This is a genomic window from Lentzea aerocolonigenes (assembly GCF_000955955.1).
Taxonomy (GTDB): domain Bacteria; phylum Actinomycetota; class Actinomycetes; order Mycobacteriales; family Pseudonocardiaceae; genus Lentzea; species Lentzea aerocolonigenes_A.
The window spans coordinates 1-13,233 of the sequence record NZ_JYJG01000141.1 but is presented as its reverse complement, the minus strand read 5'-3'; the positions used below and the strand labels follow the sequence as shown (position 1 = coordinate 13,233).

Genomic DNA, 13,233 nt, shown 5'->3' with positions numbered 1-13,233 from the left:
ACTGGCGGTACGGATTCGGTACGGATTCGGTGCGGCTGGGGACGCGGCAGTTCGGTCAGCCCGGATCCGCCGCCACCTGCCGCAGTGCCGAGGCCAGCTCCGCCCGTCGGCGCACTCCGAGCTTCCGGTAGGTGTTCGTGAGGTGCTTCTCCACAGCGCGAGGGGTGACCGCGAGCTCGATGGCGATCTCCTGGTTCGACCGGCCTCCCGCCGCCAGCAGGGCGACGCGACGTTCGGACGGTGTCAGCCTGGTTCCTGCCCCCGTTGGCGCCCGGCCGCCCAAAGCGGCACGCGCCTGCGCGGCGATGTTGCCCGCGCCGATCTCCGTTGCGATGTCGAGGCACCGGCGCCACAGGTCCTCACGGCCGGACAGCTCGGCCCACTGCCGCAGTGCCAGCGCCAGTTCGAGCGCGTGCGCGGACTCCTCCAGCACCTCGACGGCCCGGCTGGTCAGCTCCACCCCGCGGGCCCCTCCCGTCAGCGCGCCCAGCACGCGCCAGGCGCGGCCGATACCCGACGGCGCACCCCACTCCTGCGCGATCAGCCGTTCCTCCTCGGCGAGCGCGAGCGCGTCCTCCGTCTCGCCCAGCCGATGCTTGAGCTGGGCGAGGAAGGTTCGCCACGGGTAGAGCACGGGGTTGCGCCAGCCGGACTGGTCCAGCCTCACCCCGCATTCCATCAACGTCATCGACGCTCCCGGCAGATCGCCGCGCAGCGCCGCGTCCGAGGACCGCAGCAGCCCCACCACCGCGGCGAGACAGTCGTTCACAGGAACGTTCACGGCGAACGTCAGCGCCTGGTCGGTCAGCACGGGATGCCGCAACTGCAGCGCCACACCGGCCAGCACCACCGCGGCGGAGGTGCCGACAGCGCTCCAGTCGCCCGCCCCCAGTGCCGCCGCGTCCGTCGCCGCCCGCGCCGCCGCCTCGACCTGCCCGGACATCAGGTGCGCGAGCGCCTGCTCACTGCGGATCATCGCCTCGCTCACCGCGTCATGGCGGCTGCGCGCGATCTCGAGCGCCTGGTCGAGCCACCGCTTCGTGACGCCGGGCGAGTCGGCCGCCGCAAGACAGCTGACCAGCAACGGTGCGGCCGAGCTGCTGTGCGGGCTGAACGCGGGCTCGCACGCCAGCAGTCGGCCGGCGAGTGCCGCCACCTCGTCTGCCCGCCTGCCGACGCCGGTCACCGCCGAATGCAGCAACACGGCCAGCAGTTCGCGCTCGGCGCCGGTCTGCATCGGGGCATCCGGCCCCATCTCGGTCAACCGGGAGACCGCACGGGCCAGCTCGGCGCGATCGGTCGAGTCCGCGTAACGCAACCGTGCCTCGAGCCTCAGCGCGAGCTCCCGGCCGACCGGATCGAGTCCCGCCGGATCGCCGAGCTCCGCCGCTACCTGCCTCATCATCGACAGGACCGCTTCCGGAGCGTTGCCCATCACCGCGGGCGTGAGCCGGATCAGCGCCGCGGCCCTGTCACGTGGTTCTCTCAGCAACGGGGCTGCGTAGGAGATGCTGCGCACCGCGGCCTGGACGTCGAACCCGCGCACCGCCGTGGCGATGTCGACGAGCACCTTCGCTCGATCCTCCCCGTCGGTCGACGTGTCCAGCAACGCCCGTCGCAGATAGCGCGCGGCGGTCTCCGGCGAACCGGAGCGCAGCGCGGTGTCCGCCGCGACGCGCAACACCTCGACGACCCAGCGACCCAGCGGCCGCGTGATCCCGAGCAACAGCCGCGCCACCTCCTCGGCCGGCCTGCCGTTGTCGTGCAGGAACCGCGCCGACCGGATCTGCACGTCCTCTCGTTCGTCCGCCGTCATCGTCTCCTCGACGGCGGCGGACACAGCGGGATGGGCGAACCCGGTCGCCGAGAGCAGGCCGAGCTTGCGCAGCGACCGGATCACGTCGAACGCCGTGAACCGGTCGAGCTCGGCCAGCGCGGCCGCGTCGGACAGCCCGCCGCCCAGCACGACCAGCCCCCTCAACACCTCCTGGGCCTGCTCGGGTTGCGCGCGGATGCAGGAGACGAGGCGGTCGCGGGCCCAGGTGGGCGGCATCGCGCGCACCGTGGCGGCGTTGGCCGCCACCGGAGGCAGACCGCCGACGCTCCACGACAGCGCGAGCGCGGTGAGGAACATCGGGTTGCCCCCCGCCACCTCGTGGCAGGCGATGGTGAACTCGTCGTCGCAGTGCGGGCCGAGCAACCCCCGCACCAACGCGGCCGAGCCGGCGAGCAGCAGCGGTCTCAGACGGATCCGATGGGCGGCGCCCGCAACGATCGACACCACGGCAGGACGACTCGCGAGCGAATCCCCCTCGCGAAGGGTCACGACCAGCACGGCAGACCGGTGCGCGACCTGTCCCGCGAACTTCTCGAGCACCGCGAGCGACTCGTCGTCGGCCCACTGCACGTCGTCGACGAGCACCAGCAGCCGCCCGTCGGCGCTCAGCTCGGCGGGGCCGTCCAGCAGCTGGCTCACGACGCCATGTGGGAAGTCGCGTTCGATCGGCGACGCCGAAGCCTGGAGCACCGCGAATCCTGTTGCCTCGCGATGGTGTGCAAGCGCCCGCAAGAAGGCGGTCTTGCCGTTGCCGAGCGGACCGGCCACCACGATGACGCTGCCCGCGCCGTCCGCAGCATTCCGCAGCGACCGGCCCACCAGGTCCAGCTCGCCCTCGCGTTCGAACAGCACTGCCCCCGCGACCTCTCTCGTCATGTGCCGGGAACCCATCCGAGTCGCCGCGCCCGGTTCAGCAGTACCAAGGCCCGGCCGCGCACCGCGATCCCGGCGGCCTCGCGCACCAGAGGTGCCGCCTCGTGAGGCTCGCTCACCTCGGCGAGTGCGAGCAGCGCGACCGCGTGCGCCAGCCGGTACGGCGAGTCGCTCAGCAACCGCACCGCCTCGGTCAGGTCGTGGCGGTCGCCCGACACCGGCGCACGGCTGAGATGCGCCATGCCGAGCAGGCCAGGCACGCCCCACTCGCGTGCGCGTTGGACCTCCTGGGCGCACAGGATCTCGGCGTGATCGTGGTTTCCCAGCTGGAGCGACGCCCGCGCGGCCACGGAACGCCATGGCAGCGACGCCGGGTTGCGCCACCCCCTGGCGAGCATGCGTCGTCCGCACTCCTCCGCGAGCGCGAGCGCGGTGCGGGCATCGCCACGCCTGAATGCGAGCTCCGCCCGGACGTACATCATCAACATGCGGGCGTGCCCGAAACCCAGCTCGTGGTCCAGCACGGCCGCGGACAGTTCCTCCGCGCGGTCCTCGAACCCGTTCTCCATGCACAGCTGGGCTTCCACCGCGACCAGCAGCGGTCGCGCGTCGGGATGCCAGTCCCGCAGCGGCAGTGCGGCTGTGGCGGCGTCCAGATCCGCCCGCGCCTCGATCAGCCTCGCCGCGCCCAGCATGATCTTGGCCCGCACCGCCAGCGACTGGCTCTCCACCGCGTTCAGGCCGAGCTCACGCGCTTCGACCAGGACATCGTCCAGTCCGGCGACGGCCTCGTCCAGGTCGCCGGTGAGCGCCAGCGCACACGCGGCGATCATCCTCGGGATCAGCACGGTGGAAGGAGCGGCGAGCGCGGTGCGGGCGAGGACCCTGGCCAGTGCCGAGTCCGTGCCCTGCGCGACGCACAGCAACGCCGCCGCTCCGGCTCGTTCCGGCTCCGGCGGCGCGGTGGGCAGCGGTGCCACGTCGAGCAGTCCCAGCTCGGGCACCTCCAGCGGCGCGTCGTCGACCAGCCAGTACAACGCCGTGATGCTGTCTCGCTCCACACCGGTGGTCGGCATCGCACCGAACGTCCGCCGCGCCAGGGCGGAATCGCCACGTGCGAAGAGCTGGTCCGCCGCGGCCAGCCGGACTCGCGCGCACTCCGGCGGCTGGCTCTCCAGCAGCATCCTGGAGAGCCTGCGATCACCGACCTCTGGTGAGCACCGGCTCTCCACCAGCGCGATCTCCAGCACGAGCTGGGCCGCGATCGTGGGATCACCGGGTTCGCGCAAGGCTCGCTCCAGATACCGCACCGCGGCCTCCGGATCACCCCGTTCCACCACACGACGGGCAGCGGTGCGCAGCACCGGCACCACCCACGGGTCACCGAGCGGCGGCGCGGACTCCAGGATTCGTGCCACCTCCGCCACGTCCGCCGCACCGCGATATGCCAGCCGCGCGGCGCGGACGTGCAGCTCGTCACGAACCTTCCTGGCCAGGCCCATCAGCACCCTCTCGGCGGACAACCCGCCTGCCAGGGCGGGCGGTTCACCGCTGACCAGGCCGGCCCCGGCGAGCAGGTCGAGCGCCCAGCGGGATCCGAGGCCCGGCAGGCCGGCCACCGCGCAGGTCAGCTCGAAGTCCAACCCCGGCCCGCACAGCGCGATCGCCCGCAGCAACCCGGCCGCCTCCGCGGGCAGCGCCGCCACCGCCCGCACCACAATGCCGACGAACGCCTCCGCCGCCGACTCGGCGACCTCCTCGGCGTCGGCCTCGGGGCCGATCCCGTCCAGCACCGCGTGCAACACCGACGGCAACCCGCCGGTGCACCTGTGCAGCACATCGGCAACGTCTCCGCGCACCGTCCGTCTTCGCCGTGCGAGTTCTGCCACCGCAGCAGGTGACAGGGGGCGCGCGGTCAACACCTCCGCACCCGCCAGCAACCGTCGAGCCGGCCCTGTGACGACGACGATCCCGATCGGCCTGCCGCCGGCTCGCTCGCCGAGGCGAGCGAGCCACACCCGTGAGAGGTCGTCGTAACCATCAGCGTCGTCGACCGCGAGCAGCACTGGCCTTGCCCTCGCCAGGTCGAGCACCGCCATGAGGGCCTCGCCGGGCGTGGTGTCAGAGCCGGGCAGCGGCGGGGAGGGTTCCGCGGTCACCAGGACGCCCGATGGCGGCCCGATCGCCACCACGCAACCGGTCGACGCGGCCTCCGCACATTTCGGCGAGGACCAGGCGACCTGCGCCATCACCTCTCCGACGATCCGGGGGCCCTGGCCGGGCACGAGCGGCAGCCCGTTCGCCGCCAGCACCAGCGCCCCCGCCCCGCGGGCCAGCTCGACCGCGCGGGCGAGCAAGGCGCTGCGGCCCGTGCCGCTACCGCCGCTGATCTCCACGAGCGCCGGCTCGCCGGCGGCGAGTGCGCCCACCGCGCGGCCCAGCGCGGCCAGTTCGGCGGTGCGGTCGAGCAGCTCCGCGGACACGACGGTGACCTCAGCCCAACCGCGCGGCGAGGTCCGCGCGGGTCTGCACGCCGAGTTTGCGGTAGACGTTGGAAAGATGGCTCTCCACGGTCCGCACGGTCACGAAGAGACCATCGGCGATCTGCCGGTTCGTCAGGCCCTGGACGGCGAGCTCCGCGACCCGTCGCTCGCCGCCGGTCAGCACGTCTCTCGTGGACAGTTCGCTCATCCGGCCGCCCGCGCGCACGAGCGCGGCGCGGGCGGCGGCCACCGCGCTGGAGGAACCGCAGCGGACCGCCAGCCCGACGGCCTTGCGCAGGTGACCGCGAGCGCCCCTGTCGTCGCCCTGCCGAAGCAGCGTGAGACCGAGTGCGGTCAGCGCCTGTGCCTCGCGGAGGCGGTAGCCCGCCAGCTCCAGACGCCGCGAGGCGTCGGCCAGCCCCTCCGCGTCGCCGGTGACGAGTCCACGGGCCAAAGCGGCATACCCGCGCGAGGCCGGGGTGTCCCAGCACGCCGCCCCCGCCTCGCCGAACGTGGCGAGATCGGCTGCCTCGTCCAGACGCCCGAGCTCGACCAGCACCGCGACGGCGTCGAGCCACCACGGCACGAGCACCGGGTTGCGGATGCCCATGGCGTCGAGCTCCTCACCGCATTCCAGCAACGCGGTCAGCGCCTGGTCGGGCTCGCCGGAGCCGTGCAGCAGGCAAGCCGTCGCCGTCAACCGCAGCGCACGCACCTCCGGCTCACGCAGATGAGGCAGCTCACCGAGAAACTCCCGCACGCCGGCGTGATCGCCGTTCTGCGCGCACACCGCGGCAAGCATCATCCGCGCCCATCGCCCCGCTGCGGTCTGCGCGCCGCCCAGCGGGTGGGCGACCACCGCTTCCGCGTCCGCGGCCGCGCCGGGCAGGTCGCCGAGGTCCAACCGCCACGCGGCTCTGGCCGACAGCGCGACCGCGTGGCTGGACTCGTCACCGCGGGCAGAGGCAGAGGCGAGGACCTGATCGACGACGGCGGCCGCTTCCTCCGGGTAGCCGGCGAAGTGCAACACCTTGGCGGACAACGTGTCCCACCAGTCGTGCACCGCACCAGGCTGGGGTATCGACAACCTCGTCAGCTCGAGCGCCCGCTCGACCGACTCGCCCCGGTACAGCTCGGCGCGGCCCAGCTGTTGGACCAGGCGCCGCTCGAACCGCGTCCTGATGTCGGCGGGCGGCACCATCTGCTCGGCGTGGCGGAGCGCGGTGGCCACCGTGGTGGCACCGGCCAGCCCCACCATCAACAGGAGCACCTCGATCACCGCGCGCAGCTGCGGATCCGCGCTGACGGGCAACGAGAGCCACTCGTCGACCAGGTTGCCGAACGCCTCGGACACGTGCGCCGTCCGCAATGCCGCCGCGCCCTGCCTGGTCACGGCGAAGGCACGTTCGTCGACCGCGGTGAGGTCGCGCAGCACCTCCGAGTAGATCCTGCTCGCGCCCTCAGCGTCCACGTCGAGGAGCAGGTTCGCGAGCTCCAGCCTCATGCCCACGTGATCGGGTATCACCTCGAGCGCGCGGCGCAGGTAGTGCTCGGCGTCACCGGGCGCGTCATCGCACTCCCGCGCTGCCTCCCTCAGCGTGGCGGCCATCCACGGTTCGGCGACCACCGGCAGCGCGGCGATCTGCTCGGCGACCTCCCGCGCGGGTCGTCCCTCGTCGCTGAGCAACCGTGCCGCCCTGACCCGCAGGTCGGCCAGCTCCTCCTGGCCGAACGCCGCGAGCAGGTGCGCTCGCAACGGCTCCGAGCAGAAGCTCCCGCGCTCGGTGAGAACACCCGCGAGCCGCAGTGTCGTGCGCGCCGAGTCGACGGCGGCCGCGGGCAGCTCGAACAGCGCTCCGGCGGCGTCCGCCCCGTCCGTGCCGAGGATCGCCACCGCGGTCGCGAGGCGCAGTACCGGCTCCTCCTGCCGGCCCAGCCAGGCCGACCACGACGTGACCGACTCCGCAGTCGCCTCCGCGCGCAACCGGCCGGCCCACTCCTCGTCGGGCCGTCCGCCCTGGTCGGCGAGCCGAGTCAGGCACGCGAGCGTCGTGCCGGGGATGCCGTTGCAGAGCTCCACAGATGCCCGCAGGAACTCCTCGTGCGGCTCGGCGCCGAACTGCCGCCGGATCAGCTCCCGCACGTCGGCTTCCGCCAACGGCCCGAGCTCGATCGTCGTGGTGTCGAGCGCGCCGGTCAGCTCGCCGAACAGCGCGTCCGCCGCCGCACGGTCGACGCACCGGTTGGCGAGCACGACGAAGACCCGCCCACCGCTCGCCCGCCGCGCCAGCAGACCGAGCCAACGGGCGGTCGCCCTGTCGCACCGGTGGACGTCGTCGATCACGAGCACCAACGGCCGTTCGCCCGCCCGTCCGACTGCGAGCTTCAGCAGCTGCCGCTGCCGGACGTGCTCGTCCTGACCTGCTGCCAGCACCTCGTCGGCCGCCGCACCGAACAGTGCACGGGCGACCGAGAAGGAAGCACGGTCATCTCCGCAGACCGCGCTGAGCACCTCGGCCTCGTCCCGCAGCACCTCGCACAACTCGGCGAGGAACGCCGACTTCCCGATGCCCGCCCCGCCGCGCACGATCAACGCCCCCGGCCGGCCCGCGGCCGTCTCGCGCACCCTGGCCTGAACCAGCTCCACCTGAGCTCGTCTGCCAGGTAGCCGCCCGGACTTCAGGTCTCGAACCGGTCCAACCTCCGTCATGCCGCTCCTCTGACCGGCTCGCACTGCGTTCTCGTTGCGCGGCTGACACGACGTTCAGCTCTCCTCCACCAAGGTGATCTTAGTCCGTTCAGACCAACGAGCAGGCCGATGCGATCGGGCGCAACGCGGCACATGTGGCATGCACCGACGGTTCGTCCCCATGTGTTGTTCGAAGCGAAAGGCGCTAGAGGGAGGCGGTGCGGGACAGCTCGCGGGCCAGCACGGTGAGGTCCGTGATGAGGCCCTCGCACAACTCCGACGTCATCCGCGCGGTCAACAGGGTGGCACTGACCGCCGTCGGAGTGGTCGGACATCCCGGCAACGCCACGCTCACACACGTGATGCCCTCGGTGTTCTGCTCGTCATCGAGCGCGTAGCCGCGTTCCCTGGTCCTGTCGAGGTCACGGCGCAGCTCGTCCAGCGTGCGGTGCGACTTCGCCGTGATCACCGGCAGCTCGTCCACCAGGCCGAGCCGCTTCTTCAACTCGTCATCGGGCAGGCTCGCCAACATGGCTTTGCCCAAGGCGGTGACGACGGCGGGCATGCGCCTGCCGATGTCGCTCGCGAGCCGAACGGGCTGGGTGCCGTCGTGCCTGGCGAGGTAGACGACCTCCACTCCCTCCAGCACGGCCAGCAGCATCGTCTCCTGCGCCCCGAGGGGCAGGGTGCCCGCCGTGCGGCGGAACTCCTCGACGACGTCGGTACCGGCCAGAAAGGCCTGTCCCAGTTCGACCGCCTTGTAGCCGAGCGCCCAGCCACCGTCGACCCGGCGGATCATGTGGGTTCCCTCGAGCGCGGTGCAGAGGTTCGCGACCGTCGACTTCGCCAGGTCCAGCGAACGCGCCAGCTCGGCGATCCCGACCGGCCTGCGCTGTCTCGCCAGCTCCTCCATCAGCGCGACGGCCCTGGTCACCGCAGGAGACCTGCTGTCGACCGAACGCAATGACCCTGCCGTGCTCAAGATGCTCCCTCTCGCGCTCGTTCCGGGGCGAAAATCCACCCGATGTCAGGGTGTGCCAGGTCACCACGACGCAGCGGCCGGAGGCCTGCGGAAGATCACTGAGCCATCCGTCCGCAAAGGATGCCGGTGCCCACGACAGAAGGTTTTCCTCAATACTCGCATTCCAGACGCGACCGCTCAGAACTACCGTCAAGGCATGACATTCGCAGGAGTCCTCGTGACGGCGGTGATGCTGCCAGTACTGCTCAGCCAGCTGTTGTACGCCGCCAGCAGGGGCAAACCGACACACGAGAGGAGAGACGCATCGTCCACATCGGACCGCTGAGTCGGCGGCCGCGCGGCGGTCACGCCACCGCATCGGCGATCAGCGCCGCGCTCAGCAGCTGGCCACCACGACCGCTGACAGGATCACACCCGGTGATCTTGGCGATGCGCTGCAGCCGGTAGTCCATCGTGCTGCGGTGGATGAACAGGTCGCGGGCCGCCTGGTTGCGGTTGAAGTCCGTGCGGACGAGCGCGACCAGGGTCTGCCACAGCAGCGGATTGTCCCGCAGTGGCCGGATCACCTCCGCCAGCCTGGCGGCGACCGAGCCGTTCCTGATGATCGCGTATTCAACCAGCACGTCCGCCGTCCGGTAGACCCCGAAAGGGCGGCATCCTGCGGCGACGAGACGCAACACTTCGGCCGCCTCCTCATAGGCGCTGGCGAGCCCGACCACCGAGCCTCTCGCCGTGGCGACCCAGCCCTCGGCGGCAGTCAGCTCGTCGGTGATCTGGTCGAGCAAACCGGTGGCTCCGGCGTCGCCGTCGGGCACCAGCAGCACCAGCGCACCGGACCTCTTGGTCCACAACACACCACGGTCGGCGAGGTCCGGCCAGCCCTCGTCATGCCGTGCCGCGCGGACCACCACCACGACGTACTCTTCCGCGAGCCGGGCGAGCACGTCTTGCGGCAGCCGCCTGCCGTCGATCAGGTCGGCAGCGAGATCGCCAGAGGCCCCGGCGGTGTTGCGAATGAGCCCCTCCATGAAGTCCTCGAGCAGCTGACCGCCCACGAGGGCGAGCCGGGAGAGCTCGGGGTCGTCGGCCGCGGCCGCGCACAGCACCTCGGTCAACCCGGTCGGCCGGGTGCCCTCCCACCGCTCGCCGACCGCGCGCACCTTGGCGCGGAACTCCGCGAGCCGCCGCTCGTGCTCGCCGGCCACGCGCAGCGTTCGCGCGGACTCAACGTCGACTGGCTCTTCCCACTTGGTTGCGGGATTTGTCATGACCACTCCTCGTCACTCACCGTGAAGCAGTTGGGCCGAGCCACAACCCCCGAACAGGGCTGTCGGTTCCGCATTGTGGCGTTCTCGCTCGCGTCACTACGGTCCGCAATCGCAGGCCCTTTCAGACCAGGCATCGTTCACCCCTTCAGAGCAACCTTGCGGACACGCTCAAGCTAGGTTGGGAACGTTCACAGCGTCAACACATGACGCGTAAACACTGTGGCTCCGCACCCGCGGACGGTTCGGTTCGACTCACCCAGGCCGCCCGCAAGCGGCCAATGGTTCGGTATCTGGCGCACCGTTCCATCAGCGGAACCGCATGTTCGCGCCAACGGCCAACCGCTCGCCCTGCCTGAGATCAGGCAGGCATGACGATAAAGGCGCCAATGCGCTGGTGAGGAGGGGTCTTCACCTTGATTTAACCCAGAACCTGACGGAAGGGTTTCCGCACAATGGGGATAGCGCCCGCATCCGGAACACGCACAGGCGAACGTCAGCCGGTCCGAGCAGGTATCGCGGTCGAGGCCAGTACTCACCGCCGCGGGCAACACGGGTGGTCGACGCTCCATCGGGCTCCGAAACCGTGAACGAGCACAGCGCAGTTCCCAGTGCCACCATCAGGCAGGGGACAGCCCGCCTGAGCCGGAACACGGCCATGCCGGCGGCCTGGGCGCACAGGACGAACCCCGCGAATCGTGCGAGAACATCGAGAGCAAGCCAGACACCCAGCGTGAGACGCAGACAACCTCACAACCACTGCTGCACCGCCGTGAAGGTGTCACCCGCGGCGCTGTGCCAGTGCGCCCACTCCCCCGCGCCCAGTGTCGCGTCCGTCAGTCCCGCAGCCGGAAGCCGCCCACCGCACCACCGCAGCGCAGGTCCGAACCGCCGACTCCTCCGCAGTGCACCGACACGGCGACCTCGCCCGGTCCCGGCTCGGGCACCGGCCGCGTCTCCACCCGCAGGTCTCCCGCACCACGTCAGATCACCGCCCAAGGGAAAGTCCGCGGCGATGACCCGCCGCGAGCAGAACACGTCCGAACCGCAATGCCGCGCGTCGTCGCCGGGTACGCCGTCCTGCGCCGACCACGACCGGCACCCTGGGCACCGCCCGCCGAACGACCACCCGCACCAGGTCGCCGGGCGTCGGCCATCGGTACGCCAATCCCGGCATCGAGCAGACGAAGCGCCGTCCGCCGGACAACCCGGCGGACGGCGCTTCCCCTTGCCGGTGGTCAGCCGGCGGAAACCGAATAGCTGTTGGTGGTGAAGTTGAGACCGCCACTGGACGAGGTGATCTCGTAGCCGAACTGCACGGCACCGACGGTCACGTCACCGAACCAGCCGCGACTGCGCACCCAGTTCATGACCGCCTTGATGTCGACGGAGCCCGATCCGGTGTTGGACGTGCGAACGAACGAGAACACCGCGTTCGCGCCGTTCGAGCCGCGGTAGACGTTCCAGCTGTGGCCACCCACCGACACCGACGTCTGAAAGGAGCCGATCGGCCCGACGTTGCCCACCTTGTTCATCCACAGCATGATTTCGTAGGCGTTGTTGTTGGCCCAGATGTCATATGCCGTCGTGTAGGAACCTGCGTTCGGGTACGAGACGTTGAAGTTGCTCGTCAGTCTCCCGAGCGCGCTGAGCCTGCGGTTCACCATTTTCTCCGAGTGCGGGTAGGACTTCACCCCGCCGGTGTTCGGCTGGTTCGACCGGACCCCCCAGTTGCTGTAGGAGTTCGCCCAGATCGTCTGGGGTCCGCGACCACCGCCCCACACGTTGTTCCGCACGGTGTACCCGCCGTTCGACCAGCTTCCCCACTGATCGGAGGACGTCCAGGTCGCGGCGAGCGCGGTGCTCGCGCCGAGCGAAACCGCCAGCACGGCCGCCACCGCAACAACCAAAGAACGCGCGAATTTGGTCATCAACTCTTCCTTCCGCACTCATTCGACAGAATCCGCGACGTCGAGGGCGAAGCGGTTCACGCGGCGGAAGATAACACCGAACACAGCCGCGCGAAATGACTCGCCAATCTTCTCCGAAAAATACTCAGCCAGTTCGGCAAAGCGCTTGCCAGGCGCCGAGCCGCGAGCGTTGGCCGGGACATGAGAGCGCTTCACACCGGGTGGGCGAGCCACAACTGCTCCACGACCTCGTCCGCGCAGACCAGAAACCGCAGCTCTTCGAATTTGAAACAAGAATGCGACTCCGCTGAAACCGGACGTCAAGGCAACACCCTGTTTCAACGGCCCTGCAGCCGACGCGGGAACAGCCTGTCCCGCCGCGGTGTGCGCAACTTCGTCATCGCCCCTGGGGAGCCGGTGACATCCTCGTGCTCTCCGGCGATCCGGGACAGCGGCGATATCAGGCCGTCATCGAACCGGTGAGACCACTGACCATCGGGCGTTCGGCCAGCACGAAGAACATGACTGCGGGCAGCAGGGACGGCGCCGTGAAGGCACGCGCCTGCGCGCGACCGTCAGCTCCAGGCGTCCGGTGACGTGTTTCCCGACGCTCATCGTCTGAGGTCGAGCCTCGGCAGGCACGCCGACTTGACGTGGCGCCGCAGCACGCCCGCGTGGAAGCGCGCCGCCTCGTCGTCCTCCCGTCGCTGTGCGCTCATCACCTCGTCCGCGGCGACGGCCGCGGTCATGAAGTCGAGCACACGATCCGCACCGCTCACGTCATCCCAGTACACGAGCTCGACACGCAAGCAGTCCAGGTCTCGAAGCAGTGCGGCGACCGAGTCGGAGGATTCGCCCATGATTCGAGATGCTCCCACGCCGACGTCGACTCCGAAGTCCTTTTGAGACGATTGAGTCAACTTCTTCCGTGAACTTCGGAAGCAGTGGCCTGGACATGCAGTCGAACCAAAATGTCCACATGGGACAGACAAGTCCCCGCAGGTTTCGAAACGAACGTGACTCGCGTTTGTCCGTTCACCCTGCTGCAACAGGGTTCGACCCGCCCTCTGCACCCTCGTGATCACCGGGCACTGCTGTCGATCATTCCCCTGATAGTGCTGTTCTTGGGTCTTCAGCGCTGCTGGCGCGTCGATCTGCCGTCCGGAGTCGTAAAGTCGTGACACCAACCGGAGC

Annotated in this window: 9 protein-coding genes; all 9 read right to left on the bottom strand. The window is 70.3% G+C overall.

Annotated elements, in window-relative coordinates:
- Nucleotides 1–55 precede the first annotated feature (55 nt).
- Entirely contained in the window at nucleotides 56–2,713 is a 2,658-nt protein-coding gene (locus UK23_RS21110) for a LuxR C-terminal-related transcriptional regulator (protein ID WP_156213271.1), read from the bottom strand.
- The gene (locus tag UK23_RS21105) at nucleotides 2,710–5,193 is read right to left on the bottom strand and encodes an AAA family ATPase (protein WP_045313307.1); all 2,484 of its coding nucleotides are present in this window, start codon (nucleotides 5,191–5,193) and stop codon (nucleotides 2,710–2,712) included. The genes UK23_RS21110 and UK23_RS21105 overlap by 4 nt, the downstream gene beginning before the upstream one ends.
- 10 nt (nucleotides 5,194–5,203) lie before the next feature.
- A complete protein-coding gene (locus tag UK23_RS21100) occupies nucleotides 5,204–7,903 on the bottom strand; it encodes an AAA family ATPase (protein ID WP_082114838.1) in 2,700 nt (899 codons plus the stop codon).
- A 184-nt stretch (nucleotides 7,904–8,087) separates the two neighbouring features.
- Nucleotides 8,088–8,816 (bottom strand): IclR family transcriptional regulator, encoded by a 729-nt coding sequence (locus UK23_RS21095; protein ID WP_045313305.1) that lies wholly within the window; start codon nucleotides 8,814–8,816, stop codon nucleotides 8,088–8,090.
- 392 nt (nucleotides 8,817–9,208) lie between these two features.
- Nucleotides 9,209–10,132, bottom strand: coding sequence for a PucR family transcriptional regulator (locus UK23_RS21090; protein WP_045313304.1), 924 nt, complete (start codon nucleotides 10,130–10,132; stop codon nucleotides 9,209–9,211).
- An 833-nt stretch (nucleotides 10,133–10,965) separates the two neighbouring features.
- A complete protein-coding gene (locus UK23_RS54625) occupies nucleotides 10,966–11,091 on the bottom strand; it encodes a hypothetical protein (protein WP_269112294.1) in 126 nt (41 codons plus the stop codon).
- A gap of 276 nt (nucleotides 11,092–11,367) precedes the next feature.
- Nucleotides 11,368–12,060 carry a GH12 family glycosyl hydrolase domain-containing protein gene (locus tag UK23_RS21085; protein ID WP_045313320.1) on the bottom strand — a complete coding sequence of 231 codons (693 nt, stop codon included), beginning with the start codon at nucleotides 12,058–12,060 and terminating at the stop codon, nucleotides 11,368–11,370.
- A gap of 18 nt (nucleotides 12,061–12,078) precedes the next feature.
- On the bottom strand, nucleotides 12,079–12,273 hold the full coding sequence (locus tag UK23_RS51765) for a hypothetical protein (RefSeq protein ID WP_156213270.1): 195 nt from the start codon (nucleotides 12,271–12,273) through the stop codon (nucleotides 12,079–12,081).
- Nucleotides 12,274–12,650: 377 nt separating this feature from the next.
- On the bottom strand, nucleotides 12,651–12,899 hold the full coding sequence (locus UK23_RS21080; RefSeq protein ID WP_045313303.1) for a hypothetical protein: 249 nt from the start codon (nucleotides 12,897–12,899) through the stop codon (nucleotides 12,651–12,653).
- Nucleotides 12,900–13,233 lie beyond the last annotated feature (334 nt).

Coding starts and splice junctions, on each gene's coding strand:
- UK23_RS21110 (WP_156213271.1), bottom strand. CDS start 2,713: ATGACGAGAGAGGTCGCGGGGGCAGTGCTGTTCGAACGCGAGGGCGAG.
- UK23_RS21100 (WP_082114838.1), bottom strand. CDS start 7,903: ATGACGGAGGTTGGACCGGTTCGAGACCTGAAGTCCGGGCGGCTACCT.
- UK23_RS21090 (WP_045313304.1), bottom strand. CDS start 10,132: ATGACAAATCCCGCAACCAAGTGGGAAGAGCCAGTCGACGTTGAGTCC.
- UK23_RS21085 (WP_045313320.1), bottom strand. CDS start 12,060: ATGACCAAATTCGCGCGTTCTTTGGTTGTTGCGGTGGCGGCCGTGCTG.
- UK23_RS21080 (WP_045313303.1), bottom strand. CDS start 12,899: ATGGGCGAATCCTCCGACTCGGTCGCCGCACTGCTTCGAGACCTGGAC.